Here is a 26,974-nt window from a genome sequence, read left to right as displayed (position 1 = left end):
TCGCGCTCACTTCTCAGTGAGGCACCTCGGTCCCGATGCCGTCGGGTGCGAGGATGGCCGCATGGCCACCTCCAGAGTCTTCGTGGACGACGACCGGTTCCGGATCACCCAGTGGACGATCGAGCCCGGCGGCGCGATCGAGGAGCACACGCACGAGTACGACTACGCGGTCGTGGGCGTCGAGCCGTCGGTCATGTGGGCCGTGCTGCCGGACGGCGCCGAGCTCGAAGTGGCGATCGAGCCCGGGGTCGCGTACACGCGCGCGGCCGGGACCACGCACCGGATGGAGAACCGCGGCTCCGTCCGGGTCGTCTTCACCGAGGTCGAGGTCAAGGGGTACGCCGGCTGACGAGCACGCGCTCGCGCAGGGCCCCCGCAGGTGCGCTCGATACCGTCCGATGCATGGCCAACCCGCTGGACGACGACGCGATCCTGCTGCTCACGCGCGGCTACGACACGAGCGAGACGATCTGGCAGCGCGCCCGGCCAGGTGCCCGTGCGGTGCGCACGCAGGCGCTCGGCAGCGACGCGCTCTTCATGCGCGGCGCGGAGGCGGTCGAGCTCTTCTACGATGAATCGAAGGTGCGCCGGCACGGGGCGATGCCGATGGTGATCCAGGAGTCGCTCTTCGGCCACGGCTCGGTGCACTCGCTCGACACGGCCGCGCACCGGCACCGCAAGGGGACCTTCCTCGGCCTCGCCTACGACGACGCCGAGGTGCGCCGGCTCGAGCCGCACCTCGAGCGCGAGTGGGGCGAGGAGCTCGCGGACTGGATCGCCGGCGGCGAGCGCTCGGCCTACGACGCCGCAGTGGGCGCGATCGGCCGCGCGATGCAGCGCTGGGCGGGCCTGCCCGGCACGGCCGACGCGAAGACGCGCTGGGCGAGGCGGCAGGCGCAGATCGTCGACGGCTTCGGCGTGCCCTACTCCCCCGAGTTCCTGCTCACGATGGCCAACCGCTGGTGGTCGGACCGGCACGCGAGCGCGCTCATCGAGGCGGTGCGGACGGGCGCGCTCGAGGCGACGGCCGGCACCGCGCTCCACGCGTGGGCGTGGCACCGCGACCACGAGGGTGAGCTGCTGCCCGCGCGGCTCGCCGGCATCGAGCTGCAGAACTCGTTCCGCCCCGCGATCGCGGTGTGCCGGTTCGTCGCCTTCGCCGCGAAGGCGCTCCACGAGCGGCCCGAGTGGCGCGAGCGGATCGCGGCCGAGACCGCCGAGCGCGGCAGGCTGACGGGCGGTCCGCTCGCGACCGCCTTCGCGCACGAGGTGCGCCGCACGGCGCTGTTCGTGCCGATGCTGCCGGGCCGCGCGATCGACGAGGTCGAGCTCGACGGCGAGCGCGTGAGCGCCGGCGCGCTGCTGCTGCTCGACGTGCTCGGCACCGACCTCGACGAGTCGAGCTGGGAGCGCGCGGGCGAGTTCGTCCCCGAGCGCTTCGTCGGCGTCGACGACTGGGCCGAGATCGAGGCGATGGGCGCCTTCGTGCCGCAGGGCGGCGGGCATCCCTCGACCGGTCACCGCTGCCCCGGCGAGAAGGTCACCATCGCGACGCTCTCGAGCGCCATCGCTGCGCTGAGCGATCCGCGCGTGACGATCCTCGGCGAGGGCCTCGACGTCAGCCGCCGGCGCATGCCGACGAAGCCCGCCTCGGGCGGCGTGGTGCGGAGCGCCCACCGGCGCCCCCGCGGCAGCAGCGGTGGCCGCTGCCCGTTCCACTGAACCGCGTCAGCGGCGAGCGAAGAGCTCGCCGCTCGCGATGTCGGCCTCGAGCGACTCGAGCGAGCGGCCGCGCGTCTCGAACACGTGCCTCGCGATGAACCACAGCGCGAGCGCGCCGACGGCGGCGAAGAGGAAGAAGGCGCCCGTGATGCCGACCGCCTCGAGCAGCGACGGGAAGGCGAGCGCGAGCGCGCCGTTCGCGAGCCAGTGCGCGAAGACCGCGATGCCGATGCCGAGGCCGCGCACGCGCAGCGGGAAGATCTCGGAGAGATAGACCCAGGTCGCGACGTTGAGGAACGTCTGCATCGCGCCGACGAAGGCGACGACGAGCGCGAGGAGCACGAAGGGGCGGATGGGGTCCCCCGGCTCGAGCGCGACCGACGCGATCCCGATGAGGGCATGGCACAGCGTCGTGAGCGAGAAGCCGATCAGCAGGGTCGTGCGCCGGTCGACGCGATCCATGAGCCGGAGGGCGACGAGCCCGCCGACGACGGCGATGATCCCGGGCGCGATGTTCGCGATGAGGGCCGCCGAGCGATCGAAGCCCGACTCCTCGAGCACGCTCGTGCCGTAGTACATGATCGCGTTGATGCCGGTGAGCTGCTGCGCGACGCCGACGCCGACGCCGACGAGCAGCACGCGGCGCAGCCAGCGGTCCGCGAGCAGCGCTCGGAGCCGCGCGCGGCCGCGCGGCGCGACCGCGGCGGCGTCGAGGCGGGCCTCGATGTGCGCGAGCTCGGCCTCGGCGCGCTCGTCCGCGCGCACCGAGCGCAGCACCGCGAGCGCCTCCTCGCGCCGGCCGCGCTCGGCGAGCCAGCGCGGCGACTCCGGCATGCGGAGCATGCCGACGAAGAGCGCGATCGCGGGGAGGGCGCAGATCGCGAACATGATGCGCCAGACGCCGTCGAGGTGCCCGAGGGTGCTGCCGAGCACCGCGTTCACGATGAAGGCCGCGAGCTGCCCCGAGACGATCGCGACCTCGTTGCGGCCGGAGATCGAGCCGCGGATCTCGAACGGCGCGAGCTCGGCGAGGTAGACCGGCACGACCGTCGAGGCGCCGCCGACCGCGAGTCCGAGCAGCACGCGACCGACGACCACCGCGGCGAATCCGGGCGCGAGCGCGACGACGAGCGTGCCGACGAGGAAGAGCACCGCGAGCGCGATGAGCATCGAGCGCCGGCCTATCCCGTCGGAGATGCGACCGCCCAGCAGCGCGCCGAAGGCCGCCGCGAAGACGAGCGAGCTCGTCACGATGCCCTCGGTGAGCGCCTCGAGCCCGAGCTCGGCGCTCATCGGCTGCAGCGCCCCGTTGATGACGCCCGTGTCGTAGCCGAACAGCAGCCCGCCGAAGCACGCCACGATCGAGATGAGCCCGAGCCGGGCGCGGTGCGGCCCGCCGCTCAGGGGCGGGAGCGCCGCCTCGCTGCCGGGGCTGGGCGGGGCGATGGCCACGGTGGGTCCTCCGGTCCTCGAGCGATGGGCAACCGCTCGATTCTGCCGTGCCGCGCGTGCCCGCGCGGCATCCGCCTGCGCCCGACCCGTCAGGGCTCGTCGAGCGGCTCCGCGTCGATGACCTCGTCGACGTCGTCGACCACGTCGGCGTCGAACGACCACTGCGCGGGCCGCTCCGCGCCCTCGGCGCCGACCCACAGGCCCGAGCCGCCGGGAGCGACGTCGACGACCACCCGGTCGCCGTCGCGCACCTCGCCCGCGAGCAGCGCCCGCGCGAGCCGATCGTCGATCTCGCGCTGCATGAGCCTGCGCAGCGGCCGCGCGCCGTACACGGGGTCGTAGCCGCGCTCCCCGAGCCACTGCCTCGCCGCATCCGTCACGTCGACCGTGAGTCGGCGCTCGCGCAGGCGCCGGTCGAGCGCGTGCACCTGGATGCCGACGATCGCGCCGAGCTCCTCCTGCGTCAGCGCGTCGAAGATGACGATGTCGTCGAGCCGGTTGATGAACTCGGGCTTGAAGGCGGCCCGCACCGCGCCCATGACCTGCTCGCGCGCCGTCTCGGTCGAGATGGTCGGGTCGGTCAGGAAGGCCGAGCCGAGGTTGGAGGTGAGGATGAGGATCGTGTTGCGGAAGTCGACCGTGCGACCCTGCCCATCGGTCAGGCGGCCGTCGTCGAGCACTTGCAGCAGCAGGTCGAAGACCTCGGGGTGCGCCTTCTCGACCTCGTCCATGAGCACGACCGAGTAGGGCCGGCGGCGCACGGCCTCGGTGAGCTGCCCGCCCTGCTCGTAGCCGACGTAGCCGGGAGGGGCACCGACGAGCCGCGCGACCGAGTGCTTCTCGCCGTACTCCGACATGTCGATGCGCACGAGCGCCTTCTCGTCGTCGAAGAGCAGCTCGGCGAGCGCCTTCGCAAGCTCGGTCTTGCCGACGCCGGTGGGGCCGAGGAACAGGAACGAGCCCGTCGGCTGGTTCGGGTTCGAGACGCCCGCGCGGCTGCGGCGCACCGCATCCGAGACCGCTGAGACGGCCTCACGCTGGCCGACGACGCGGTTCGCGAGCTCGTCCTCGAGGGCGAGGAGCTTCTCGGTCTCGCCCTGCAGCAGGCGGCCGACGGGGATGCCCGTCCACGCCGCGACGACCGAGGCGATGTCGTCCTCCGTCACCTGGTCGCCGACCATCCTCGCCCCCGACTCGGCGGCCTGCGCCTCGGCGTCCTTGAGCTGCCGCTCGACCTGCGGGATCTCGCCGTAGAGCAGCCGCGACGCGCGCTCGAGGTCGCCCTCGCGCTGCGCCCGCTCGGCGCGGCCGCGCAGCTCGTCGAGCTGCTCGCGCAGGCCGCCGATGCGGTTGAGGCTCGCGCGCTCGGTCTGCCAGCGCTCGTCGAGCGCCTTGAGCTCGGTGCGGCGCTCGGCGAGCGTCGCCTCGAGCTCGGCGAGCCGCTCCTTCGACGCGTCGTCGCGCTCGCGCTTGAGCGCGAGGCGCTCGATCTCCATGCGGTCGACGGTGCGGCGCAGCTGGTCGATCTCGGTCGGCGCCGAGTCGATCTCCATGCGCAGCCGGCTCGCCGCCTCGTCGATGAGGTCGATCGCCTTGTCGGGCAGCTGCCGGGCGGTGATGTAGCGGTTCGAGAGGGATGCGGCTGCGACGAGCGCGCTGTCGGCGATCGTGACCTTGTGGTGGGCCTCGTACCGCTCCTTGAGCCCGCGCAGGATCGCGACGGTGTCCTCGGCGCTCGGCTCGCCGACGTAGACCTGCTGGAAGCGCCGCTCCATCGCGGCGTCCTTCTCGATGAACTCGCGGTACTCGTCGAGCGTCGTCGCGCCGATGAGGCGCAGCTCGCCGCGCGCGAGCATCGGCTTGAGCATGTTGCTCGCGCCCTGGCTGCCCTCGGCCGCGCCGGCGCCCATGATGATGTGCAGCTCGTCGATGAACGTCACGATCCGGCCCTCGGCCTTCGCGATCTCGGCGAGCACGTTCTTCATGCGCTCCTCGAAGTCACCGCGGTACTTGCTGCCCGCGATCATGGCGTTGACGTCGAGCGCGACGAGCGACTTGCCCTTGAGGCTCTCGGGCACGTCGCCCGCGACGATGCGCTGCGCGAGGCCCTCGACGACGGCCGTCTTGCCGACGCCGGGCTCGCCGATGAGCACTGGGTTGTTCTTCGTGCGGCGCGAGAGCACCTGGCTGATGCGCCGGATCTCCTCGTCGCGCCCGATGACGGGGTCGAGCCGCCCCGAGCGGGCGATCTCGGTGAGGTCGGTGCCGAACTGCTCGAGCGCCGACTGCTGCTCCTCCTGGCCCGGCATCATGCCGCCCATGCGTGCCATCCGCTCCTCCATCGATCCTGAACTGGCGATCTCAAACTTGAGTGCTATCGACTCAACTTTACTACGCATGCTGGACGTTGGCTAGGAAAACCGGTCGGACCGCTCCCCGCCGCCGATACTGAGGTACGGGCCGCCGCGACGGCGCCCCGATCGACCACGACGACGTGACCGATGTGAGGAGCTCGACATGACCGCACAGGGCCCGGACGACTCCACCCCGAGGAGCCGTCCGTACGAACCGGCTCGGGACGCCGCGACGGGCGACGACGGGCGCGCGGATGCCGCCGACGCGCGCGAGCGGCGCCGCGACGATGGGCGCTCCGGTGCCGCAGCGGTGAGGGAGCGCCGGCACGACGATCGCTTCGCCGCCGACGTGCGCCATGACCGCGAGGCCGTCGTGGCGCGCGAGCGCGAGCGCTTCGGCGGGGTGAAGGTGGGCGCGGCGTTCTTCGGCTGGCTCACCGCCACCGGCGCCGTGGTGCTCCTCATCGCGCTCGCCGCCGCGATCGGCGCGCTCATCGCATCGCTCTCCGGCCGCGACGTCGATGATGTCGTGGAGGGAGCGCAGCAGGACCTGCAGTCCGCCGGCATCTGGGGCGCGGTCATCCTGCTCGTCATCTGGTTCATCGCCTACTACTGCGGCGGGTACGTCGCCGGCCGGATGGCGCGCTTCGACGGCGCGAAGCAAGGCGTCGCCGTCTGGGTGTGGGCGGTCGTGATCGCGATCGCCGCAGCGATCATCGGGCTCGTCGCGGGGCAGAACTTCGCGCTGCCGCCCGGCTCGATGCCGACCCTGCCGCTGCCGGAGGACCAGGCGACCCTCGCGACGATCATCTCGGCGCTCGTGGTCGCGGTCGTCGCGCTCATCGGGGCCGTGCTCGGCGGCCTCGCGGGCATGCGCTTCCACCGCCGCGTCGATCGCGCCGGCTTCGACGTGGGCGATCGCCGGTAGCCGCCAGCACGCGTTCGAGTCCCAGCAACCTCGAAGCGAGGCGTTAGCACTCTCTTGGGTCGAGTGCTAGAATGGAGCCGCTCCTCGGGGCGGTTCCCGGGAGCTGCCGAAGACACCGACGGCCGTCGCACAGGGCGCGGCCGCACGTGGAGGAGGTGGTTGTCAATGGCACTGACCTTCGACCCGTTCCGCGAGATGGACAGGATGACCGCTCGACTGCTGAGCGGCGCCGGTGGCGCCGCGGCGGCCTCGAGCTGGATGCCGATGGATCTCTACCGCTCCGGCGATCACTACGTCGTGCACGTCGACCTGCCGGGCATCGACCCGGGTTCGATCGACCTCGGCATCGACGCCGGCACGCTGACGATCCAGGCCGAGCGCACGATCGGCGGCGGCGACCAGCGGCAGTGGATCGCGCAGGAGCGGCCCGCCGGCCGCTACATGCGCCAGCTGAGCCTCGGCAACGACGTCGACCTCGACCGCATCGAGGCGTCGTACGAGCACGGCGTGCTCACGCTCACCATCCCGGTCGCCGAGCGCGCGAAGCCCCGCAAGATCGAGGTGCAGCACGGCGGCGGCGGGCAGTCGCAGATCGGCACGGGCCAGGGCTCGAGCGAGAGCGAGTCCGCGACGGCGACGGCCGGCTCGACGAGCTGAGCCGGGCCGCTCCACAGGCGCGGCGCCGCCACCGGCGGTCGCCGCGCCCTCCTGTCGCACGCGCAGGCCGCGCCGATAGCGTGGCGGCGTGACCGACCTGCACCTGACCCACCTCGGCGAGCACGGCTCGCCCGTCATGCTCTGCCACGGGCTCTTCGGGCAGGGCAAGAACTGGACGCAGATCGCGAAGGCACTCGCTGACCGGCATCGCGTCACGCTCGTCGACATGCCCAACCACGGTCGTTCGGGCTGGACCGAGCGCCTCGACTACCTCGAGATGGCGGATGCGGTGGCGAGCGCGATCGACGAGCCCACGGCCCTCGTCGGCCACTCCATGGGCGGCAAGGCGGCGATGCTCGCCGCCTTGCGCCACCCCGAGAAGGTCGAGCGGCTGTGCGTCGTCGACGTCTCCCCGGTCGCCTACCGCTCGACCGACGAGTTCTCCCGCTACATCGACGGCATGCTCGCGATCGACCTCGACGGCCTCGGCTCGCGCTCGGAGGCGAGCGAGGCGCTCGCCGAGGCCGCGCCCGATCCCGGCGTGCGCGGATTCCTGCTGCAGAGCCTGCAGCGCGACGGCGACGGCTGGCGCTGGCTGCCGAACCTCGAGGTGCTGCGCCGCGACCTCGCGGTGCTGCGCGGATTCCCCGAGACCGACGCCGTCTACGAGGGCCCGGTACTGTGGGTCGCCGGCGCCGACTCGGGCTACGTGCGCGACGAGTTCGCGCCGCAGATGGAGGCGCGGTTCCCGAACGTGCGCCGCGTGACGATCAAGGGCGCGGGCCACTGGGTGCACTCCGAGCAGCCGCAGGTGTTCACCGAGGTGCTCGCCCGCTTCGTCGACGCGGGCTGAGCCGCCGAGGCGCGAGTGCGCCCGGCGAGCGTTCCGCTCGCCGGGCGCAGGGCGGGGTCAGCGGTCCGCCGAGATGACCGACAGGTCCTCCGCGAGCTCGACGTCGACGTCCTCGCCGCCGAGCTCGACCTCGACGTCGAAACGCACGTCGGCGTCGTCCTCCGTCTCGATCGAGACGACGACGCCGCCTCCGGCCGCCGCGATCGCCGCGTCGCTGATCGCCGCGATCCGCGACGGGTCGAGCGGCACGTCGCTCGAGCCGTCGCCGTCGTCGTCCGCGCGCACGACCGGGTCGCCGCTGAGCGGCACGCGCACCTCGACCTCGCTGCCGTCGGCGAGTCGGATGTCGACCTTCCAGCCGTCGCGCTCGACCTCGACGCTCGTCGCGTCGCCGCCGCCCGCGGCGGTGACCGCGGCCTCGATCGCGGCGGCGAGGTCGGCCGGCTCGGCGGGCACCGTCCCGTCGACGGCGGCGGCCGAGTCGTCGTCGCGGTCGTCGCCGGGCTCCGCGGTCGCGGAGGTCGAGGCGGCCGGAACGGGGTCCTCGTCGTCGTCGAACGCGTCCGCGATCGAGAGGCCGACGCCCGCGACCGCGAGGACGACCGCGGCCGCCCCGGTGCCGATGAGGATGGGGCGCAGGATGCCGCGGCCCCGACTGCGCGCCGTCGGCTCGTCCGCGTCGTTGAGGATGATGTCGGATGCGTCGGCGTCGGGCGCGTCGGGGTGACGCGGCGTCGGGTCGTCGGCGCCGATGGCGTCGGGTCGGTCTTCGGGGTGCTGCTGCTCGTTCATGGGCTCCACCCTCCTCGCGGGGCGCTGACGCACGACTGAACGATGCTGAACGCCGCTTCAGGCGCCGCGCGGCTCGGGCGCTGCCGGCAGCTCGAGCACGAACCGCGCGCCGCCGAGCGGTGCGCTCGTGACCCAGGCGTCGCCGCCGTGGCTGCGCGCCACCTGCCGCACGATCGCGAGTCCGAGCCCCGAGCCGCCGTCGTCGCGCGCTCTCGCCTCGTCGAGCCGCACGAAGCGCTCGAACACGTGCTCGCGCTCTGCAGCCGGCACGCCGGCACCGTCGTCGTCGACCCAGAGCATGGCTCGGCCGTCGCGCACGACGGAGCCGAGCACGATGCGCTCGCGCGCATGCCGCAGCGCGTTGTCGACGAGGTTGCGGCACGCGAGGCCGAGCAGGCGCGCGTCGCCCTCGACCGGCGCGGCCCGCACCGCGGCGCCGTCCGCCGCGCGGCCGAGCGCGCGCACGCGAGCGAGCTCCGCGAGCGCGAGGTCGTCGAGGTCGACCGGCTGCCGCTGACCGCTCGCGGCGGCGCGCTCGTCGAGCCGGGCGAGCAGCAGCAGCGCCTCGACGATGCCATGCATCCGCTCGCCTTCCTGCAGCACGACGTCGGTCAGCTCGTCGGGCCGCACGGCCTCGGGATGCGCCCGCGCGAGCTCGGCGAACTGCCGCATGGACGCGAGCGGCGAGCGCAGCTCGTGCGACGCGTCCGACACGAAGCGCTGGCGGGATCGCGCATCGGCCTCGACGCGGTCGAGCATGCGGTTCATCGTCGCGGCGAGCCGGTCGAGCTCGTCGCCGCGACTCGTCGTCCCGATGCGGCGGTCGAGCCCCGTCGCGTCGATCTCGTCCACCTGGGCGCGCATCCGGTCGACGTGCGCGAGCGCGCGATCGACGACGATCCAGACGACGGTCGCGACGAGGATGAGCGCGAGCGGCACTGCGACGGCGAGCAGCGCGGTCGTCGAGCGCACCGCCTCGTCGACGGGCGCGAGGGACCGGGCGACGACGATGGTGCCGGCCTCGGCCTCGGTCGCCACCACGACGTGGCGCTCGCCGTCGGCCTCGGCGGTCAGCGCCTCGCCGCCGGACGGCACGGGCAGGGTCGCCGCCGCGTCGGCGTTGACGACCACGCCGGTCGGCGAGCGCAGCGCGACGAGCACGTCGTCGTCGCGCTGCACGAGGGCCGCGGTCTGGATCGTGCCGTCGTCGATGCCCTGCGCGAGCGCGTCGAGCTCGTCGGCGAGCTGCGCGGCGACGGATGACTGCAGCATGCGCTCGAGGGTCCAGACGAGCGTCGCTGCGCCGAGGCCGAGCGCGACGGCGACGATCGCGACCGCGGCGGCGGTGATCCGCAGCCGGATCGACGCGCGCCGGCGCGGCGGCCGCTCGCGCGCGCGCTCAGCCACCGTCGGCCGCCAGCCGGTAGCCCGCGGCGCGCACCGTCTGGATGGCAGCGCGCCCGAAGGGCCGGTCGACCTTCCGGCGGAGCCGCCCGACGTAGACCTCGACGATGTTCGGGTCGCCCTCGAAGTCCTCCGACCACACGTCGTCGAGCAGCTCGCGCTTCGTCACGACCTCGCCGCGCCGGCGCATGAGCAGCTCGAGCACCGCGAGCTCGCGGGCGCTCAGCTCGAGCCGCTCGTCGCCGCGGTGCACGGTGCGCGCCGCGGGATCGAGCCGCAGGTCGCCGGCCTCGAGCACGACCGGCCGCTCCCGGCCGCCGCGGCGCGCGAGGGCGCGGATGCGGGCGACGAGCACGGGGAACGAGAAGGGCTTCACGAGCCAGTCGTCGCCGCCGGTGTCGAGCCCCTCGACCTCGTCCCACTCGCCGTCCTTCGCGGTGAGGAAGAGCACGGGGGTCCAGATCCCCTCCGCGCGCATCGCCTGGCAGACGCGGTAGCCGCTCATCCCCGGCATCATCACGTCGAGCAGCACGACGTCGTAGGCGAACTCCCGCGCGCGCCACAGCCCGTCGACGCCGTCGTGGGCGAGGTCGACCGTCATGCCCTCGGCCTGCAGCCCGCGGCGCACGCCGTCGGCGAGGCGCACCTCGTCGTCGACCAGCAGCACGCGCATGCGTCGAGCATGGCGGCTCGCCGCTGACGCAGGCCTGAACGGCACGCGCACCCGGCGCCTGCCACTCCTCGCCGTGAGAAGATGGAGCCCATGCCAGCCGCCGCCGAGCCCCTCGCGCGGGTCGTCCTCATCGGCGGCGCCTCCGGCTCCGGCAAGTCGCGCATCGCCGAGCGATCCGGGCTCCCGGTGCTGCGGCTCGACGACTTCTACCGCGAGGGCGACGACCCCGAGCTCCCGCGGCTCGAGACGGGCGAGGTCGACTGGGACCACCCCGGCTCGTGGCACCGCGAGCGCGCGATCGACGCGCTCGAGCAGCTCGCCCGCACGGGCAGCACGACCGCGCCCGTCTACGACATCTCGCGCAGCGCGAGCGTGGGCGAGCATCCCGTCGCGCTCGACGGCGCGACGCTCTTCGTCGCCGAGGGCGTCTTCGTCGCGGAGGTGGTCGCGGAGGCCGAGCGCCGCGGCATCCTCGCCGACGCGCTGTGCGTGCACCGCTCGCGCTGGCTCACCATGGCGCTGCGCTTCGCGCGCGACTTGCGCGAGCGGCGCAAGAGCCCGTCGTTCCTCGTCAAGCGCGGGCTCATCCTCGCCGGCCGCGAGCCGGCGATCGTCGCACGGCTGACGGATGCGGGCTGCCGGCCCGTGCGCGTGCGCGCGGCCAGGCGCATGCTCGCGCGGGCAGCCGCCCCGCGCTGAGCCTCGTCAGTCGAGGTCGTCGCGCTCCTGGTCGACCATGACCTCGCGGCCGTCGACCACCTCGTAGGTCGCGGTGCGGAACGGCGCCGGGGTGAGCGACATCGCCACGGCACCGCTCGGCGCGACCCGCGCATCCGCCACCTCGAACCCGGCCGGGCGATCGGCGCCGTCGAAGACGCGCTTGCCGCTGCCGAGCACGACCGGGAAGACGATGAGCCGCAGCTCGTCGAGCAGCCGCTCGGCCATGAGGGTCTGCAGCAGCCGCCAGGAGCCGTGCACCTGCAGCTCGCCCTCGCCGCTGGCCTTCAGGGCGCGGATGCGCTCGGGCACGTCGTCGGCGATGACCGACGCGGTGCCCGACCACGGCGCCTCATCGAGCCGCAGGGTCGTCGAGACGACGTGCTTCGGCGCGGTGTTGAGCCGCTGCGCGACGGGATCGGCGGTGTCGGTGACCTGCGGCCAGTAGCCGGCCATCATGTCGTAGGTGCGGCGGCCGAAGAGCAGGGCGTCGGTGCGCTCGAACCAGCCGCTGACGACCTCGCCGACCGCCTCGTCGAAGCCCGGCGCGACCCAGCCGCCCCAGCGGAACCCGCCCTCGGTGTCCTCGTCGCGGCCGCCGGGGCCCTGCATGACGCCGTCGAGGGTCATGAACTCGTGCGCGACCAGTCGCATCCGTGCCTCCCGTCGTTCCCGCCGACCAGGGTGCTCGCGGCCGCGGGCGCGCGCAAGGACCTACTCCGCGGCCCGCCGCGCCTCGCGGCGCGCGATCGCGAGCCACGTGCGCGGCCCGGCGAGCCAGCCGATGAGCGTCGAGACGGCGATCGAGGCGAGCACCCAGATGCCGGCGACGAGCCAGAAGCCGAGCGTGCCGGTCAGGAGCGTCAGCAGCCCGAGGAGCCAGCTCGAGAGCGTCGAGAGCCCCGCTTGCAGCGCCGTGCCGAGCGCGGCGCCGCGGAAGGTCACCGCTGCCGCCGCGACGACGCCCGCCTGCCGCATGCGGCGGGTCGAGAGCCAGCAGCCGAGCGCGCCCGCGCCGACGGCGAGCACGACGAGCACGAGCACGACGGGCGCGAGCCACGAGGCGTCGAGCCGCTCGATCCAGTCGACGACCGCGAGGCCCCACTCGACGCCGTCGAAGAGGTCGATGATCGCGGCGCGGAGCACGATGACGACGAGCGCCGCCACGAGCATGCCCCAGACGAGCGAGGCGCCTGCCGCGACGAGCGAGAGGCCGACGGCGCCCGCCGACCGCACCGCCGCGCGCTGCGCTGCGTCGAGCACGTCAGGGCGCTCCGAGCGGGCCGCGGCACGGCTCACGCGCGCGCTCCGCGCAGCCGCACCTCCGTCAGCTCCGCCTCGTCGCGAGCGCGGGCGGCGGCCTCGGCTTCGGCCTCCTGCGCCGCGGCGATCGCGCGGGGATCGACGCGCGGGCGCGACGTCGACAGGAACAGCCAGCCGAACAGCAGCCCGACCCCGCCCGTCAGCACGACCGCCATCGCGAGGAGCCCGAACAGCGTCGCCCACATCGAGCCGAGCGTGAGCGAGGCCGACGAGCTCGCGACGGTCGCGACGAACGCGACGACGATCGCGCCCGGCCAGTAGGCGAAGCCGAAGAGCCCCGTCGCGCCCGTCGTGCACAGCCACGCGATCCACGCCGAGCGGTGCGGCTTCGCGAGCCCCGCTGCCTTCCCCCACTGGCGGCTGAGGATCGCGCCGAGCGCGAGCAGCCCGCCGCCGACGAGCGCGCCGATGATCGCTGTCGCGAGCACGCGATCGGGCGTCGTCCACAGGGCGACGATCGAGGTGAGCGAGTCGGCCTCGATCGTGCCGACCGGCTCGCCGGCGGCGTGCAGCAGCCACGCGAAGCCGACGATCGAGAAGTAGGTGACGAGGAAGTGCGTCGCGAGCGCCATGATCGTCTGCCCGAGCCACGAGCTCAGCACGGCGGCGCCGGTCTGCCGCCGCGTCCACGGCAGCCGCGGGGGCAGCGGGGGCGGGTAGGACGCGATCGCGTACGGCCCGGCGGGTGCGTAGGACCCGGCCGCGTGCATCGGCGCGGCGGGCGCTCCGTAGCCGGACGGTCCGTAGCCGGGCGGGCCGTACACCGGCGGAGCGGCCTGCGCCGCGGCCGTCATGTGGGGCAGCGCGTAGCCGATCGGAGGGGCGTAGGGAGCGCCGACGGGAGGCGGCGCGTAGCCGGGCAACGCCGCGGCGGCCGGCGCAGAGTGCCGGAACTCTGCTGCTGTGGCGCCCCCGGACAGCAGAGTGTCGACACTCTGCGGCGGGAAGGACGGGGCGACCCGCGGGGCGGCGGGGTGCGGGGGCTGGTGCGTGAGCGGCACCGCGTACGCGGGCGGTGCGGCGGCGAGCTGGAGCTCGCGCTCGCGGCGCCGGCGCTCGCGCTCGGCCGCGCGCGACTGCAGCGCCGTCGTCGGCACGAGCGCATCGCGCGCCGGCGCGGACTCGGCGCGCACGGCGTGCGCGCGGCCCGCGGCGGCCGCGCGCGCAGCGGCGTCGGCCGGCACGGGCGTCGCGGTGCCGGGCGGCGGGGGCGCGGCCGGATCCGGGTCGAGGCGTGGCGAGTCGTCCACGTCGACCATCATCGCATCGGGTGGTCTCGATGCGCCGCCCGCGGCAACTGCCCGACCGACGTGGGACGCGGGTCAGTCGCGCAGCTGCGGGCGCCAGAGCACGATCGAGCCCGGCTTCGAGGGCCGCGCGCCCGCGCGGAGCGGCGTGATGCCCGCCGAGCCGGCCGCGAACACGCGGCGTCCCTGCTGCTGCATCACCGCATCCGCCAGTGCCGACTCGAGCTCGCGCACGCGCACGCGCAGCTCGCGGTTCTCGTCGCTCATCTCGAGGATGCGGCGGATGCCCTCGAGCGAGACGCCCTCGCTCGAGAGCAGCTGCACCTGCTTGAGCCGCCCGATGTCGCGCATCGAGTAGCGGCGCGTGTTGCCGGCCGTGCGGGCGGGCTCGACGAGGCCGAGCCGGTCGTACTGGCGCAGCGTCTGCGCGTGCAGGCCGGCGAGCTCGGCGGCCGCCGCGATCGAGAAGATCGGCGACGTCTCGTCGAGGCCCCACGGCTGCGCGCGCATCAGGACGCCTTCGCCTTCGCGAGCAGCTCGGCGCGCGGCGACTCGTTCGGGCCCGCCGCGACGAAGGCCTCGAGGTGCTCGACCTGCGCCTTCGTGAGGTGGCTCGGCACCGCGACCTGGATGGTCGCGAGCAGATCGCCCGTGCCCTGCTTGCCCGCGACGCCGCGCCCCTTGACGCGCAGCACGCGCCCCGAGGGGGTGCCGGGCGCGACCTTGAGCCGCACGGGGCTGCCGCCGAGCGTCGGCACCTCGATCGTCGCGCCGAGCGCCGCCTCGGCGAACGTCACGGGCACGTCGACGCGCAGGTTGAGGCCGTCCATCGTGAACACCGGGTGCGGGCGCACCTGCACCGTGAGGATGAGGTCGCCCGGCTCGCCGCCGGAGGGCGACGGGTCGCCCTTGCCGCGCAGCTTGATCTTCTGGCCGTCGTGGACGCCCGCCGGCACCTTGACGGTCATCGTCTTGCCGCCGACCGTGAGCTTGAGCGTGTCGCCCTGCACCGCCGACGTGAAGTCGAGCGCCGCGCGCGCGGTGACGTCGCGGCCCTTCGCGGGCCGGCGGGCGCCGAAGCCCCCGCCGAAGCCGCCCTGGCCGCCGAACATGCCGCCGAGCAGGTCCTCGAAGTCGCCTTGCGAGTACTGCACGCGCGGGCCGCCACCACCGCCGCCGAAGCCGCCGAAGATGTCCTCGAAGCCGCCCGAGCCGCCGGGCGCGAAGCGCGGCCGGCCGCCCGCCATCGCGCGCACGGCGTCGTACTCCTGGCGCTGCTTCGGGTCCGAGAGCACGGCGTGCGCCTCGGAGATCTCCTTGAACCTCGCCTCGGCGGATGCGTCCCCCGGGTTGGAGTCGGGGTGGTACTGCCGGGCGAGCTTCCGGTAGGTCTTCTTGAGGTCGGCCTCGGAGACGTCCTTGGGCACGCCGAGCACGGCGTAGAAGTCCTTGTCGAACCAGTCGTTGCTAGCCATGCTCCACCTCCCTCGGTCGCTCGCGGCCCGCGCCGCTCCCCGCTTGCGCCGGCATCACTCCGCCGGGACGAACACCGCGACCTTGGCCGCGCGGAGCACGCGCTCGCCCACGCGGTAGCCCGCCTGCACGACGTCGGCGACGACCATCTCGGTCACCTCCGGGTTCGGCAGCTGGGCGACGGCCTCGTGCTTGTCGATGTCGAACGCCTCCCCGACCTCGCCGAGCTTGACGACGCCGAGCTGCTCGAACGAGGCGCGCAGCTTCTGCGCCACGATCGCGAGCGGGCCCTCGGCCAGATCGCCGTGCTTGTCGGCGAGGTCGAGGTCGTCGAGTGCCGGCAGCATCGTCGTGATGACGGATGCGACGGTCGCGTCGCGGTCGCCCGCGCGCTCCCGCTCAGTGCGGTTGCGGTAGTTGACGTAGTCGGCCTTGAGCCGCGCGAGCTCGTCCTGCTGCTGCTCGGACTTCGCCTGCAGCGCCGCGCGCTCGGCCTCGATCGCCGCGGCCTCGCCCTCGAGCAGGGCGCGGTCGGCCTCGCTGAGGTCGTCGGCCGGCGTGCCCTCGGCCGGTGCGGCTGCGGGCGCGTCGTCCGCCGACGCATCCGCGCCCGGTGACGGGGCGGCCCCGGAGGCGGCAGCGTCGGCTGCCGGCTCGCGGGGCTCTCCCGTCACGGGGTCGATGCGGCGCTTGTCGTGCACCTTGGGCTCCTCGCGGCCCTCGGTCTCGTCGCGCTTGTCGTCCTCGTGACCCGTCATGGCTACTTCTTCTCGTCCTCGTCGTCGACGACCTCGGCGTCGACGACGTCGTCGTCCTCCGCCGGGGCGGCCTGCGGCTCGTCACCCGACGCATCCGCCTGCGCCTGGGCCTGCGACTGCGCGTAGATCGCCTCGCCGAGCTTCGACTGCGACTGCTGCAGCTTCTCGACCGCGGTCTTGACCGCCTCGTCGTCGTCGCCCGCGAGCGCCGACTTCACGGCGTCGACATCGGCCTGCACGTCGTTCTTGACGTCGTCGGGCAGCTGCTCGGCGTTGTCGGTCAGCACCTTCTCGACCGAGTAGACGAGCGTCTCGCCGGTGTTGCGCAGCTCGGCGGCCTCGCGGCGCGCCTTGTCGGCCGCGGCGTTCGCCTCGGCGTCCTTCACCATGCGGTCGATGTCCTCCTTCGAGAGGCTCGAGCCGCCCGTGATGGTCATCGACTGCTCCTTGCCCGTGCCCTTGTCCTTCGCGGACACGTGCACGATGCCGTTCGCGTCGATGTCGAACGTGACCTCGATCTGCGGCACGCCGCGCGGCGCCGGCGCGATGCCGGTGAGCTCGAACGTGCCGAGCGGCTTGTTGTCGCGCGTGAAGTCGCGCTCGCCCTGGAAGACCTGGATCGCGACCGAGGGCTGGTTGTCCTCGGCGGTCGTGAAGGTCTCGGAGCGCTTCGTCGGGATGGCGGTGTTGCGCTCGATGAGCTTCGTCATCATGCCGCCCTTGGTCTCGATGCCGAGCGAGAGCGGGGTGACGTCGATGAGCAGCACGTCCTTGCGCTCGCCGCGCAGCACGCCGGCCTGCAGGGCGGCGCCGACGGCGACGACCTCATCCGGGTTGACGCCCTTGTTGGGCTCCTTGCCGCCCGTGAGCTGCTTGACGAGCTCGGTGACGGCGGGCATGCGGGTCGAGCCGCCGACGAGCACGACGTGCGCGATGTCGCCGACCTGGATGCCGGCCTCGCGGATGACGTCCTCGAACGGCTTGCGGGTGCGCTCGAGCAGGTCCTTCGTCATGTTCTCGAACTGGGCACGCGTGAGCGTCTCCTCGAGGTTGGCCGGGCCGTTCTCGGTGAGCGAGAAGTAGGGCAGCTGGATGCTCGTGGTCGACGACGACGAGAGCTCCTTCTTCGCCTGCTCGGCGGCCTCCTTGAGGCGGCGCATCGCGATCTTGTCGTTCGAGACGTCGACGCCCGACTGCTCCTTGAAGCGCTGCTTGAGCCACTCGACGACGCGGTCGTCCCAGTCGTCGCCGCCGAGGCGGTTGTCGCCCGCGGTCGCGCGCACCTGGATGGTGGAGAAGTCGTCGTCCTTGCCCACCTCGAGGAGGGAGACGTCGAACGTGCCGCCACCGAGGTCGAAGACGAGGATGAGCTCGTCCTCCTTGCCCTTGTCGAGGCCGTACGCGAGCGCGGCGGCCGTGGGCTCGTTGATGATGCGGAGCACGTTGAGGCCCGCGATCTCGCCGGCCTCCTTCGTCGCCTGGCGCTCGGCGTCGTTGAAGTACGCGGGCACGGTGACGACCGCATCCGTCACCTTCTCGCCGAGGTAGGTCTCGGCGTCGCGCTTGAGCTTGCCGAGGATGCGGGCCGAGATCTCCTGCGGCGTGTACTGCTTGCCGTCGATCTCCTGCTTCCAGTCGGTGCCCATGTGGCGCTTGACCGACGTGATGGTGCGATCGACGTTCGTGACCGCCTGGCGCTTGGCCGGCTCGCCGACGAGGGTCTCGCCCTCCTTGACGAACGCGACGACCGAGGGGGTCGTGCGGAAGCCCTCGGCGTTCGCGATGACGGTGGGCTCGCCGCCGTCGAGGAACGCGACGACGGAGTTGGTGGTGCCGAGGTCGATGCCGACTGCTCGTGCCATGTGCTTGCCTCCTGTTCGCAGCTCGCGCTGCGCTCATTGCCTGATTCCGGCAGACGGGCCCGCCGACGTGCGTGGCGGTGGGTCCGTCTCCCGGAACCCCGGCTGCGACCGCGCCCGGCGGGCGCTGCTGACTTGAGTCGCGATGGCTCAAGTTTCTCACCTTGAGTCGAAGCGTGTCAACTTTCGCGGCTGTGCATCGGCCGAGAGTCTCGCCGGTAGCGTTGACGCCCGTGGCGAGAGGCAATCGGCGGCTCCACCGCGAGAGCACCCGGCACACCCTGGCCTCGCTCATCGCGGGCTCCTTCGCCGCGCTCGCGGTGCTCGGCATGAGCGCGCTCGGCGGCGTCGACCTCTCGCTGCGCTCGTCGCTCGCAAGCGTGCTCACGATCGCGTTCGGCGCCTACGGCCCGGCGTTCCTGTTGCTCTCGCACCTCGCCTTCCGCTCTCGGGCGACCGGCTGCGCGCGCGGCTGCGCCGCTCGGAGGAGCTGAGCGCGCTCGTGCGCGTGCTCTACGGCGGCGGCCCGACCTCGTGGGCGGTGCTCATCGTCGTCGTGGGCGTCATCTCGGTCGTGCTGCTCGCGACGAGCGGCGACTCGGTCGACCTCTGGCTCATCGCCTCGTGCGTGCTCGGCGTCGCCGGCACCTGGGTGCTGCTCGTCGCGGTCTTCGCGGTCGAGCACATGCGCGGCTGGGCCGAGCGCGACGGGCTCGAGTTCCCCGGCGAGGACGAGCGCGACTTCGGCGACTTCGTCTACCTCTCGGTGCAGCTCTCGGCGACGTTCTCGTCGGCCGACGTCGCGCTCACCAACCGGCCGGCGCGGCGCCTCGCCATGGTGCAGTCGATCGTCGGCTTCGCCTACAGCACCGTGATCATCGCGGTCTTCGCGTCGCTGCTCATCTCGCTCGCGGCCTGACGCGCTCTCCACAGCGGTCGGCGGATGCGTCGCCGTCGGCGCGCGGGATCGCGCACCATGCGCGCATGCCGCGACCCGCACCGCTCCCCGAACCGCTCGCGAGCGGCGCCTTCTCGACCGCCGAGGCGCTCCGGCTCGGCGTCTCGCGCCGCCGGCTCCGCGCGAGCGATCTCGCCCGTCCGTTCCACGGCGTGCGAGCCGGATCCGCACCCGACTCGGTGCTCGAGATGGCCCGCGCCTTCGCGCCGCGGATGCGGGACGGGCACGCCTTCGCGGGTCTCACGGCGGCCCGCCTGTGGGGACTGCCGGTCGAGTCGACATGGCGCGCCGACGAGCCGCTCGTCATCGGCGTGCCGGACGGCATGCCGCGCACTCGAGCGACGGGGGTGCGGTCGCTCCGCTTCGCCACGTCGAGGCTCGGCGTCGGCGAGATCGACGGGCTGCCGACGCTCGGGCCGATCGGCGCCTTCGTGACGATGGGGCGCAGCGCCGAGCACGAGCAGCTCGTGCAGCTCGCTGACGCGCTCGTCACGCCCTCGGAGCGCTACCGCGACCTGCGCTTCGAGCGGCCGTACGCGACGCTCGGGGAGCTCTCGGCGGCGGTCGAGCAGTACCGGCGCGGCCCCGGCGCCGCCGCGCTGCTCGCCGCGATCGCGGCTGCGAGGGTCGGCGTCGACTCGCCGCGCGAGTCGCGCTCGCGCCTCGTGATCGTCGCGGCGGGGCTGCCGGAGCCTGTCGTGCAGCACCGGGTCTGGCACGAGGGCCGGCTCGTCGCCGAGCTCGACCTCGCCTACCCCGAGCTGCGGATCGCGATCGAGTACGAGGGCGAGCACCACCGCACCGACGCGGAGCAGTGGGCGAAGGACATCCGGCGTCAGGAGGAGCTCGAGGCGCTCGGCTGGATCGTGATCCGCGTGACGAAGGCCGACCTGCGCGACGGCGGACGACCGCTCGTCGCCCGGGTGCGCGCCGCTCGCGCGCGCCGCCTCGGCGCCGCATGACGTCGGGTGGTACCGATCGGCCGCCCGAGCCCGACTCCAGGCGACGGATCGGTACCACCCTCGCGACAGGGTGGTACCGGATGGCCGCTCGAGCCCGGCTCCAGGCGACGGATCGGTACCACCCGCCCCGGTGACCGTGGCGCGACACCTCCCGTTCGCCCGGCTCGCCTACGCTCGGGCCCATGAGCGTGTCGCAGGAGCCCGCAGAGGCATCCGTCACCCCCAAGCCGTCGCCCGACGACCTCGTGCAGCCGTCGCAAGCGGGCGTCGCGCCCGTCTCGCGCCGCGAGCTCGGCCGCCGGGCCCGCGCCTGGGCGCTGTGGGACTGGGGCTCCGCGTCGTTCAACGCGGTCGTCACGACGTTCATCTTCAGCACCTACCTGGCCTCGAGCCTCTTCGTCGACGCCGACGTCGCCGAGGCCGGGGGCGCGCCGCTCACGCGCGCGCTCGCCGACAACGCTTCGATCGTCGCGTGGGCCGTCGCGATCGCCGGCGTGCTCGTCGCGCTGCTCGCGCCGATCGTCGGGCAGCGCTCCGACGGCGGTGGCCGACGCAAGCTGTGGGTCGCGGTCAACACGGGCCTCACGATCGTCGCGATGATCGGGATGTTCTTCGTCACCCCGGTGCCGGGCGGCATCTGGCTCGGCGCCGCGCTGCTCGCGGCCGGCAACCTCTTCTTCGAGTTCGCGAGCGTCAACTACAACGCGATGCTCCACCAGGTCTCGACGAAGCAGGCGCTCGGGCGCACCTCGGGCTTCGGCTGGGGCATGGGCTACGTCGGCGGCATCGTGCTGCTCGGCCTGCTGCTCGTGCTGTTCATCTTCGACATGGGCGGCGAGGGCAACGGCGTCCTGAGCGTGCCCGCGGGTCGCGAGGGCGCCGGCCTCGACGTGCGGCTCGCGGTGCTCGCGAGCGCCGGGTGGTTCCTCGCGTTCGCGATCCCGCTGCTCGTGCGCGTGCCGGAGGTGCCGCCGACCGGCGCCGCGCCCAAGCGCGTCGGGATCCTCGCGTCGTACCGCATCCTCTTCCGCACGATCGGGCGCATCGGCCGCCGCGCGCCCAAGACGCTGCTGTTCCTGCTCGCCTCCGCCGTCTTCCGCGACGGGCTCTCGGGGGTGTTCACCTTCGGCGCGATCATCGCCGCGCAGGTGTTCGGCTTCAGCTCGACGGAGGTCATCCTCTTCGCGATCGCCGCGAACGTCACGGCGGGCATCGGCACGTTCGTCGGCGGCTGGGCCGACGACCGCTTCGGGCCCAAGCTCGTCATCATCGTCTCGCTCGCGGTGCTCGTCGTCTCGGGCTCGGCGGTCATCTTCGTCGACGGCAAGGGCATGTTCTGGCTCTGCGGGCTCGCGCTCGCGACCTTCGTCGGCCCGGTGCAGTCGGCATCGCGCAGCTTCATGGCGCGCATCACGCCCGAGGGGCGCGAGGGCGAGATGTTCGGCCTCTACGCGACGACCGGGCGCTCGGTCTCGTTCCTCACCGCGACCCTCTTCGGCGTCTTCGTCTCGATGACGGGCGACACCCGCTTCGGCATCCTCGGGATCATCCTCGTGCTGCTCGCCGGCCTGCTGCTCGTGCTGCCCGTGCACCCGAAGCCCACGACCATCGACGACCGCGACTGACGCGCCGTCCCCGCGGGGCGGGGAGTAGTCCCCATCGCGGGCTCAGAATTGAGTGATTATCGTCAGAGGCGTCCCCGTTCCCCGACCCGGAAGCCCCATGGACGTCAAGGTCAACTACGCGATGCTCGAGCGCCTCGAGACGCGCGTCGCCGAGATCATCGAGGAGTTCGAGCAGGCCTCCTCCCGCCGCGCCGATCTCGTCCAGGCCGTCGGCCGCCCCGACGGGCACGGCGAGCTGCAGTCGCGCGTGCACGACTTCGAGAGCCAGTGGGACGACCGCCGCAAGCAGCTGCGCGAAGGGCTCGACGCCGTGCTCGAGAGCGCGACGAAGCTGCGCGAGGGATGGCAGACCGGCGACAAGGAGCTCGCCGACGGCATGCAGAGCAAGGAGCAGTGAGTGGCGGCGATGGAGCAGTCCCCGAAGCACCGTGACATCCACGTGCTCGAGGGCGACGCGATGGACATCTACGAGCGCGGCAGCGACATCGCGAGCCTCGGCGTCAAGATGACCCTCGCCGCCTCGACGATGGAGCAGCTCGTCGACAACGGCGCCGAGCAGGAGGGCCTGTGGGTCGACAAGCTCACGGAGGCCTCGAAGGAGGTCTACCAGGAGCTCGACCGCGCCGGCAGCCACTACATGCGCGTCGGCCCGTACGTCCGCGACTACGGCTCCGCGCTCTCGACGGCGCAGTCGAAGATGCGAGGCGTCGTGCCCGAGTGCGAGCGCCTCTGGACCATCTACGAGACGAAGCTCGAGGCCTACCAGGACGCGCTCGCGGCGCCGGTCGCCTACCCGACGGGCGAGGACGCCGACGATCCGACCGCTCGCTCGCAGGCGGAGTCGGCCAAGACCACCGCCGTCGAGACGGCGCGGGAGGCGAAGGACCTCGCCTACCGGAACTGGAAGGCGGAGGCGAAGGACTACGACACCGCGTACGACGCGTGGTGGGAGGAGTTCGAGGCCGCGTGCAACGGCATCGAGACCGCGAACGGCAAGGGCCTCGAGGACAGCTGGCTCGACAACCTCGACGGCCTCGTCGAGTTCGTGCAGACCGTGCTCTCGGTCGCCGGGCTCGTGCTCGCCGCCCTCGCGCTCATCGTCGGCGGCCCGATCGTCGGGCTCCTGGCTCTCATCGTCGGCGTCGTCGCGCTCGGCCTGACGATCTACCAGTTCGCGCGCGGCGACGCGAGCGGCTGGGACCTCGGCTTCGCGATCGTCGGCGTGCTGCCGATCGGCTCGCTCGGCGACTTCGCCTCCGGCGGCTTCAAGACCGGCATGAAGAGCTGGGTGGGCATGTCGGGCGGCATGTCGTTCGGCGACGATGCGGCGCGCTGGAGCCTGTCGGCGACCGGTTCCGGGTTGAACCCGAAGGCCTGGGTCGCCAACATGCGTGGCCTCGCGCCCGAGGCCGGGTACCTGGCCGGTGAGAGCTTCGAGATCGTCGGGGAGTTCCTGTCGACGCACGGCGACGACACGTGGGAGGCGCTCGGCAGCATCGACCACCTGCCGTGGACCCTGGCGCACATCGGCGACACGATGGGCAACTACTTCGGTGTCCTCCCGGGCGTCGTGCGCGACACCGTCGGCCTCTTCACCGGCATCCCCGGCACGTACGAGCAGCTGCGCTGGCCGACGTATTGACCCCGATAGCCTGGCCGCGGAGGTGGCCGGATGAGTGATCTGCGCACGCTGCTGCGCGGCGACGGGGCGGTGCCCGCGTTCCGCATGCTGCTGCCGCAGGGGTGGGTCTCGTACCGGCCCGACGAGCAGTCGCAGGAGGAGCTGCTCGGCGCCGCGGCGAAGCGCCTCGCGACCGCCGGCCGGCCGGATCTGCTCGTGCAGCTGCGCCGGCACGCCGCGACCGCCTTCGGCCAGCTGCGCGAGCAGCGCGCGATCCTCGTGATGATGCCCGGGGAGGACACGCCCCAGTCGCTCTTCCTGCCCGCGACGATCACCGCCGTCGAGCGCGTCAGCACGCCCGACGCGCCCGTGCGCGAGGTCGTCGTCGACGCCATCCGGCGCAAGGGCGCGAAGCCGCTCGACGACAGGGGCGTCATCATCCGCTGGCTCGAGCGCCGCGACGTCGAGCTCGACGGCGAGTCGAGCGCGACGACGTCGATCATCTACGTGATGGCCGTGCCCGGCACCGGGCGGCGCCGTGCCCTGCAGCTCACCGCCGTCATCACGCATCCGACCGACCTGCCCGCCGACGACGACGTGCTCGAGCAGTGGATCGCGCTCATCGACGCGCACGTCGCGACCTTCGCCTGGGAGCCCTGATGCACGGCATCGAAGTCGACTTCGACCCGACGCTCACCGTCGAGGTGCCGCGCGAGGAGCCGGCCCCCGGCTGGGCGCAGGCCGAGCTCGAGCGCCTCGGCGCCCACGATCCGGGGCTGCTCGAGGATCGCGAGGGCGTCGTGCGCTGGCTCGACGCCGTGCGCGGCGGCGTCGCCCCGACCGCGACCTACACGCTCGCGGTGCGCTCGCCGCTCGTGAGCGCGCTCGCGGTGCTGCGCTTCGACGTGATCGAGGGAGCGCTGCCCGACGACGCGCAGCGCACGATCCTCGAGCCGCCCGCCACGCTGCCGCCACGCCACGACGTCGTCGAGCTCTCGGGCCTCGGCGAGGCGCTGCGCATGCAGGTGCTCGCCGAGCGCGCGGGCGAGCCGTACTCGCTCGTGCAGTGGCTCGCGGTGCGCGAGGGCGGCTCGGTGATCGCCTCGCTCGGCCCGCTCCCTCCCCAGGGCATCGAGGCGTTCCGGCCCTACGCCGAGGCCGTCGTCGGCAGCGCTCGCCCCATCGGGCTCGACCTCGACGGCGTGCCGTGGCTCGAGCAGCCCTCGCGGCTCGTCGAGGTCGTGCCGCCCGTCGAGAGCTGGAACGCGTGAGCGCCGCCGGCTACGCCGCCCACCGCTCGAGCTTCGCGGCCGACGACTGGTGGCGGATGGAGGCGGCAGCGTTCCGCGGCGAGGACCGCGTGCGCGACGCGCTCGCGATGACGGCGCCGCGCCACCTCGCGCTCATGCTGCGGGGCGAGCGCCGCGGCGCGCCCGCCTGGCAGCGCGCCCTCAGCATCCCGAAGGTCGCGCTCATCATCGGCGGGCTCGCCCTCACGTTCGTCTGGGGACTGCCCGTCTTCGCGTGGATCTTCCTCGGCGAGGGCGGCGGGCTCGCGGTCGGCAGCTTCGGCATCATCGCGACCGTCTCGACGCTGCTCGGCATCCCCGCCCTCGTCGACGAGCTGCGCTCGCGCGGCGACGACCGCGGCGGCGCGGGCGTCTGGGGCGTGCGCGGCGTGCCCGCGGTGCTCGGCGCGATCGGCGCCGTCGCGTGGCTCTCCTCCGGCGCCGAGGTCGACGACTCGCTCGTCGGGTCGGGCATCCCCGTCACGGGCGCGTGGGTCATCCCCATGGTCGCCGACGCGGTGCTGAGCGTCGCGCTCGTGCTGCTCGCTCGCCGCGGCGCCCGCTCCGCGCCGACGCTGCGCAGCGATCGCTCCGTCGCCCGCCTCGCCGAAGCCGTCGAGGCGCTGCCCGCGGCGCGCCGCGAGGAGATCGCGAGCGATCTGCTCGCGGCGATCGACACCCTCGAGCGGGCCGGCGCGATCGAGACGGCCGAGGCGCGCCGCGCGCGCGCCGCGCGGCTCGGCGAGCTCGCCGCCACGATGGCGCCGGAGCGCGCGTCGGCCTGAGCCGAGCCGGCCGGGCCGAATAGATCGTGCCGCCCACCTGTTGGCCTCAGTGACCGGTCGTCCCGGCCGGCCTCGGACGATGCCCCGCGAGGGGCGCGAAGGAGTGATCAGCATGAGTGGACAGTTCGCAGGCAAGAGCGCCGTCGTGACGGGCGGCGGCTCCGGCATCGGCAAGGCCGTCGCCGTCGGGCTCGCGGCCGAGGGCGCCAACGTCGTCGTGAACGACCTGAAGCTCGAGGTCGCCCAGTCGGTCGTCGACGAGATCACCGCCGCCGGCGGCACCGCCGTCGCCATCGCCGGCGACGTCGGCAACCCCGACGACGTCAAGGCCGCCGTCGACAAGGCGGTCGAGGAGTACGGCGCGCTCCACCTCGCCTTCAACAACGCTGGCATCGGCGGCCCGCAGGGCCTCGCGGAGGACATCGACATCGAGGGCTACCGGCAGCTCATGGACGTCAACCTCCACTCCGTCTTCTACGGCCTGCACTTCCAGCTGCCGCAGATCGTCGCGGCGGGCGGCGGCGCGGTCGTCAACACGTCGTCGATCCTCGGCGTCACGGGCGACGCGAACGCGCTCCCCTACGTCGCCGCGAAGCACGGCGTCGCGGGCATGACGAAGGCGGCCGCGCTGAGCTACGCCGAAAAGGGCGTGCGCATCAACTCGGTGCACCCGGGCTACATCGACACCCCGCTGCTGAGCGGCCTGCCGAAGGACCTCTACGACGGCCTCGTGAGCAAGCACCCCATCGGCCGCCTCGGGCAGGCCGAGGAGGTCGCCGAGCTCGTGCTCTTCCTGCTCTCGGACAAGGCGAGCTACATCACCGGCTCGCAGCACCTCGTCGACGGCGGCTACACCGCGCAGTAGCGCGGCCCGGCGCGCAGCGCCGCAGGCTCCGGGCCGGTCCGCGATCGCGGGCCGGCCCGCCTCGTGCAAGGCGGCGGATGCGCGAGGATGACCGCATGGAGCCGCGCGGGCCGAGCGAGCGGACGAAGGCGATCACGAGCCTCGAGCTGCTGCTCGACGACGACGCCGAGGCGGCCGTGCGCCGCGACTGGGAGGCGCTCGCCGCAGCCGGCCTCTCGAGCCTCGCGGGGCACACCGCGGCGAGCAACCGCCCGCACGTGACGCTCGCGGCGCGCTCGAGCCCCGTGCCGCATCCGCTCTCGATCGACGCTGACCTGCCGATCCCGATCGAGCTCGGGCCCCCGCTGCTGCTCGGCTCCGGCGAGCGGCGCGTGCTCGCGCGCGCCGTCGTGCCGTCGGCGGCGCTCCTCGTGCTGCACGCCGCGGTGCTGCGAGCGGCGGGCGAGGGCGACGACCCGCCGCACCTGCTGCCGGACCGCTGGATGCCGCACGTCACCCTCGCCCGCCGGTTGCGCACCGCCGACCTCGCGCCGGCGCTCGCGCTGCTCGGGCCGGCGATCGAGGGCACCGGGGTCGCGGTGCGGCGATGGGATGCGTCGACCCGGGTCGTGACGCTCGTCGCGCCCTGACGCGGGGCCGGAGCCGGGCCCGACCTAC

At 73.5% G+C, this 26,974-nt stretch carries 29 protein-coding genes; 17 read left to right on the top strand and 12 right to left on the bottom strand.

Features of this window, described 5'->3' with window-relative positions:
• Positions 1-61: 61 nt before the first annotated feature.
• Together L332_RS17980 and L332_RS17975 are read left to right on the top strand one after the other, a co-directional pair.
• Positions 62-349, top strand: coding sequence for a cupin domain-containing protein (locus L332_RS17980; RefSeq protein WP_031223254.1), 288 nt, complete (start codon positions 62-64; stop codon positions 347-349).
• Positions 350-402: 53 nt separating this feature from the next.
• Positions 403-1,722 (top strand): cytochrome P450 family protein, encoded by a 1,320-nt coding sequence (locus L332_RS17975; protein WP_021009629.1) that lies wholly within the window; start codon positions 403-405, stop codon positions 1,720-1,722.
• Positions 1,723-1,728: 6 nt separating this feature from the next.
• On the opposite strand, the gene L332_RS17970 is transcribed toward L332_RS17975, so the two are convergent.
• Both L332_RS17970 and L332_RS17965 read right to left on the bottom strand, forming a co-directional pair.
• Positions 1,729-3,174, bottom strand: coding sequence for a sugar porter family MFS transporter (locus tag L332_RS17970; RefSeq protein ID WP_021009628.1), 1,446 nt, complete (start codon positions 3,172-3,174; stop codon positions 1,729-1,731).
• 89 nt (positions 3,175-3,263) lie between these two features.
• Positions 3,264-5,504, bottom strand: coding sequence for an ATP-dependent Clp protease ATP-binding subunit (locus L332_RS17965; RefSeq protein WP_081645982.1), 2,241 nt, complete (start codon positions 5,502-5,504; stop codon positions 3,264-3,266).
• 187 nt (positions 5,505-5,691) lie between these two features.
• On the opposite strand from L332_RS17965, the gene L332_RS17960 reads away from it, so the two are divergent.
• From L332_RS17960 to L332_RS17950, 3 genes are all read left to right on the top strand, one after another.
• Complete coding sequence (locus tag L332_RS17960) at positions 5,692-6,456, top strand: hypothetical protein (RefSeq protein ID WP_021009626.1); 765 nt, start codon at positions 5,692-5,694, stop codon at positions 6,454-6,456.
• 165 nt (positions 6,457-6,621) lie between these two features.
• Positions 6,622-7,113 carry an Hsp20/alpha crystallin family protein gene (locus tag L332_RS17955; protein ID WP_021009625.1) on the top strand — a complete coding sequence of 164 codons (492 nt, stop codon included), beginning with the start codon at positions 6,622-6,624 and terminating at the stop codon, positions 7,111-7,113.
• Positions 7,114-7,201: 88 nt separating this feature from the next.
• A complete protein-coding gene (locus L332_RS17950) occupies positions 7,202-7,966 on the top strand; it encodes an alpha/beta fold hydrolase (RefSeq protein WP_021009624.1) in 765 nt (254 codons plus the stop codon).
• 57 nt (positions 7,967-8,023) lie between these two features.
• Here the strand turns inward: L332_RS17950 and L332_RS17945 are convergent, their stop codons facing one another.
• Genes L332_RS17945 through L332_RS17935 form a run of 3 tightly spaced genes read right to left on the bottom strand, consistent with a single transcriptional unit; the run spans position 8,024 to position 10,835 of the window.
• Positions 8,024-8,758, bottom strand: coding sequence for a hypothetical protein (locus L332_RS17945; protein WP_021009623.1), 735 nt, complete (start codon positions 8,756-8,758; stop codon positions 8,024-8,026).
• A 57-nt stretch (positions 8,759-8,815) separates the two neighbouring features.
• Positions 8,816-10,165: a sensor histidine kinase gene (locus tag L332_RS17940; protein ID WP_021009622.1), complete on the bottom strand. Its 1,350-nt coding sequence runs from the start codon at positions 10,163-10,165 to the stop codon at positions 8,816-8,818.
• The gene (locus L332_RS17935) at positions 10,158-10,835 is read right to left on the bottom strand and encodes a response regulator transcription factor (protein ID WP_021009621.1); all 678 of its coding nucleotides are present in this window, start codon (positions 10,833-10,835) and stop codon (positions 10,158-10,160) included. Before L332_RS17935 ends, L332_RS17940 begins: the two co-directional genes overlap by 8 nt.
• 90 nt (positions 10,836-10,925) lie before the next feature.
• Here L332_RS17935 and L332_RS17930 point away from each other — a divergent pair, with 90 nt between their 5' ends.
• A complete protein-coding gene (locus L332_RS17930; RefSeq protein WP_021009620.1) occupies positions 10,926-11,534 on the top strand; it encodes a uridine kinase family protein in 609 nt (202 codons plus the stop codon).
• A gap of 6 nt (positions 11,535-11,540) precedes the next feature.
• Here L332_RS17930 and L332_RS17925 read toward each other — a convergent pair whose 3' ends face one another.
• From L332_RS17925 to dnaK, 7 genes are all read right to left on the bottom strand, one after another.
• Entirely contained in the window at positions 11,541-12,206 is a 666-nt protein-coding gene (locus tag L332_RS17925) for a dihydrofolate reductase family protein (protein ID WP_021009619.1), read from the bottom strand.
• A 60-nt stretch (positions 12,207-12,266) separates the two neighbouring features.
• On the bottom strand, positions 12,267-12,851 hold the full coding sequence (locus L332_RS17920; protein WP_021009618.1) for a hypothetical protein: 585 nt from the start codon (positions 12,849-12,851) through the stop codon (positions 12,267-12,269).
• On the bottom strand, positions 12,848-14,125 hold the full coding sequence (locus L332_RS17915) for a hypothetical protein (RefSeq protein WP_021064872.1): 1,278 nt from the start codon (positions 14,123-14,125) through the stop codon (positions 12,848-12,850). The genes L332_RS17920 and L332_RS17915 overlap by 4 nt, the downstream gene beginning before the upstream one ends.
• 72 nt (positions 14,126-14,197) lie before the next feature.
• Positions 14,198-14,632: a heat shock protein transcriptional repressor HspR gene (locus tag L332_RS17910; protein ID WP_021009616.1), complete on the bottom strand. Its 435-nt coding sequence runs from the start codon at positions 14,630-14,632 to the stop codon at positions 14,198-14,200.
• Positions 14,632-15,597 (bottom strand): DnaJ C-terminal domain-containing protein, encoded by a 966-nt coding sequence (locus L332_RS17905; RefSeq protein WP_021009615.1) that lies wholly within the window; start codon positions 15,595-15,597, stop codon positions 14,632-14,634. Before L332_RS17905 ends, L332_RS17910 begins: the two co-directional genes overlap by 1 nt.
• Before the next feature lie 54 nt (positions 15,598-15,651).
• A complete protein-coding gene (locus L332_RS29725) occupies positions 15,652-16,353 on the bottom strand; it encodes a nucleotide exchange factor GrpE (protein ID WP_021009614.1) in 702 nt (233 codons plus the stop codon).
• 2 nt (positions 16,354-16,355) lie between these two features.
• Positions 16,356-18,215: a molecular chaperone DnaK gene (gene dnaK, locus L332_RS17895; RefSeq protein ID WP_021009613.1), complete on the bottom strand. Its 1,860-nt coding sequence runs from the start codon at positions 18,213-18,215 to the stop codon at positions 16,356-16,358.
• 230 nt (positions 18,216-18,445) lie between these two features.
• On the opposite strand from dnaK, the gene L332_RS30675 reads away from it, so the two are divergent.
• From L332_RS30675 to L332_RS17840, 11 genes are all read left to right on the top strand, one after another.
• Positions 18,446-18,706, top strand: a complete 261-nt coding sequence (locus L332_RS30675; protein WP_021009612.1) for a hypothetical protein — start codon at positions 18,446-18,448, stop codon at positions 18,704-18,706.
• Between the two features lie 8 nt (positions 18,707-18,714).
• Positions 18,715-19,131: a DUF1345 domain-containing protein gene (locus L332_RS30670; RefSeq protein ID WP_021009611.1), complete on the top strand. Its 417-nt coding sequence runs from the start codon at positions 18,715-18,717 to the stop codon at positions 19,129-19,131.
• Positions 19,132-19,196: 65 nt separating this feature from the next.
• Complete coding sequence (locus tag L332_RS17880) at positions 19,197-20,132, top strand: endonuclease domain-containing protein (protein WP_021009610.1); 936 nt, start codon at positions 19,197-19,199, stop codon at positions 20,130-20,132.
• A 182-nt stretch (positions 20,133-20,314) separates the two neighbouring features.
• Positions 20,315-21,757 (top strand): MFS transporter, encoded by a 1,443-nt coding sequence (locus L332_RS17875; RefSeq protein WP_021009609.1) that lies wholly within the window; start codon positions 20,315-20,317, stop codon positions 21,755-21,757.
• Between the two features lie 97 nt (positions 21,758-21,854).
• Complete coding sequence (locus tag L332_RS17870) at positions 21,855-22,154, top strand: hypothetical protein (RefSeq protein ID WP_021009608.1); 300 nt, start codon at positions 21,855-21,857, stop codon at positions 22,152-22,154.
• A complete protein-coding gene (locus L332_RS17865; RefSeq protein WP_021009607.1) occupies positions 22,155-23,399 on the top strand; it encodes a hypothetical protein in 1,245 nt (414 codons plus the stop codon). It begins immediately after the preceding gene.
• Positions 23,400-23,429: 30 nt separating this feature from the next.
• Positions 23,430-24,038, top strand: a complete 609-nt coding sequence (locus L332_RS17860; RefSeq protein ID WP_021009606.1) for a hypothetical protein — start codon at positions 23,430-23,432, stop codon at positions 24,036-24,038.
• A complete protein-coding gene (locus L332_RS17855; protein WP_021009605.1) occupies positions 24,038-24,649 on the top strand; it encodes a hypothetical protein in 612 nt (203 codons plus the stop codon). The genes L332_RS17860 and L332_RS17855 overlap by 1 nt, the downstream gene beginning before the upstream one ends.
• On the top strand, positions 24,646-25,452 hold the full coding sequence (locus L332_RS17850; RefSeq protein WP_021009604.1) for a hypothetical protein: 807 nt from the start codon (positions 24,646-24,648) through the stop codon (positions 25,450-25,452). Before L332_RS17855 ends, L332_RS17850 begins: the two co-directional genes overlap by 4 nt.
• A gap of 112 nt (positions 25,453-25,564) precedes the next feature.
• On the top strand, positions 25,565-26,317 hold the full coding sequence (locus tag L332_RS17845) for an SDR family NAD(P)-dependent oxidoreductase (RefSeq protein ID WP_021009603.1): 753 nt from the start codon (positions 25,565-25,567) through the stop codon (positions 26,315-26,317).
• A 95-nt stretch (positions 26,318-26,412) separates the two neighbouring features.
• Entirely contained in the window at positions 26,413-26,946 is a 534-nt protein-coding gene (locus L332_RS17840; protein WP_021009602.1) for a 2'-5' RNA ligase family protein, read from the top strand.
• Positions 26,947-26,974: the final 28 nt, after the last annotated feature.

The sequence above is a fragment of the Agrococcus pavilionensis RW1 genome (genome assembly GCF_000400485.1).
In the GTDB taxonomy this organism is placed as follows: domain Bacteria; phylum Actinomycetota; class Actinomycetes; order Actinomycetales; family Microbacteriaceae; genus Agrococcus; species Agrococcus pavilionensis.
Note: the sequence above shows the minus strand (reverse complement) of the source record. Positions and strands in the feature narration are given on the sequence as shown.

Coding starts and splice junctions, on each gene's coding strand:
- L332_RS17840 (WP_021009602.1), top strand. CDS start 26,413: ATGGAGCCGCGCGGGCCGAGCGAGCGGACGAAGGCGATCACGAGCCTC.
- L332_RS17905 (WP_021009615.1), bottom strand. CDS start 15,597: ATGGCTAGCAACGACTGGTTCGACAAGGACTTCTACGCCGTGCTCGGC.
- L332_RS17955 (WP_021009625.1), top strand. CDS start 6,622: ATGGCACTGACCTTCGACCCGTTCCGCGAGATGGACAGGATGACCGCT.
- L332_RS17870 (WP_021009608.1), top strand. CDS start 21,855: ATGGACGTCAAGGTCAACTACGCGATGCTCGAGCGCCTCGAGACGCGC.
- L332_RS17945 (WP_021009623.1), bottom strand. CDS start 8,758: ATGAACGAGCAGCAGCACCCCGAAGACCGACCCGACGCCATCGGCGCC.
- L332_RS17875 (WP_021009609.1), top strand. CDS start 20,315: ATGAGCGTGTCGCAGGAGCCCGCAGAGGCATCCGTCACCCCCAAGCCG.
- L332_RS17935 (WP_021009621.1), bottom strand. CDS start 10,835: ATGCGCGTGCTGCTGGTCGACGACGAGGTGCGCCTCGCCGACGGCGTG.
- L332_RS17845 (WP_021009603.1), top strand. CDS start 25,565: ATGAGTGGACAGTTCGCAGGCAAGAGCGCCGTCGTGACGGGCGGCGGC.
- L332_RS17980 (WP_031223254.1), top strand. CDS start 62: ATGGCCACCTCCAGAGTCTTCGTGGACGACGACCGGTTCCGGATCACC.
- L332_RS29725 (WP_021009614.1), bottom strand. CDS start 16,353: ATGACGGGTCACGAGGACGACAAGCGCGACGAGACCGAGGGCCGCGAG.
- L332_RS17925 (WP_021009619.1), bottom strand. CDS start 12,206: ATGCGACTGGTCGCGCACGAGTTCATGACCCTCGACGGCGTCATGCAG.
- dnaK (WP_021009613.1), bottom strand. CDS start 18,215: ATGGCACGAGCAGTCGGCATCGACCTCGGCACCACCAACTCCGTCGTC.
- L332_RS17910 (WP_021009616.1), bottom strand. CDS start 14,632: ATGCGCGCGCAGCCGTGGGGCCTCGACGAGACGTCGCCGATCTTCTCG.
- L332_RS17860 (WP_021009606.1), top strand. CDS start 23,430: ATGAGTGATCTGCGCACGCTGCTGCGCGGCGACGGGGCGGTGCCCGCG.
- L332_RS17855 (WP_021009605.1), top strand. CDS start 24,038: ATGCACGGCATCGAAGTCGACTTCGACCCGACGCTCACCGTCGAGGTG.
- L332_RS17965 (WP_081645982.1), bottom strand. CDS start 5,504: ATGGCACGCATGGGCGGCATGATGCCGGGCCAGGAGGAGCAGCAGTCG.
- L332_RS17880 (WP_021009610.1), top strand. CDS start 19,197: ATGCCGCGACCCGCACCGCTCCCCGAACCGCTCGCGAGCGGCGCCTTC.
- L332_RS17960 (WP_021009626.1), top strand. CDS start 5,692: ATGACCGCACAGGGCCCGGACGACTCCACCCCGAGGAGCCGTCCGTAC.
- L332_RS17975 (WP_021009629.1), top strand. CDS start 403: ATGGCCAACCCGCTGGACGACGACGCGATCCTGCTGCTCACGCGCGGC.
- L332_RS17930 (WP_021009620.1), top strand. CDS start 10,926: ATGCCAGCCGCCGCCGAGCCCCTCGCGCGGGTCGTCCTCATCGGCGGC.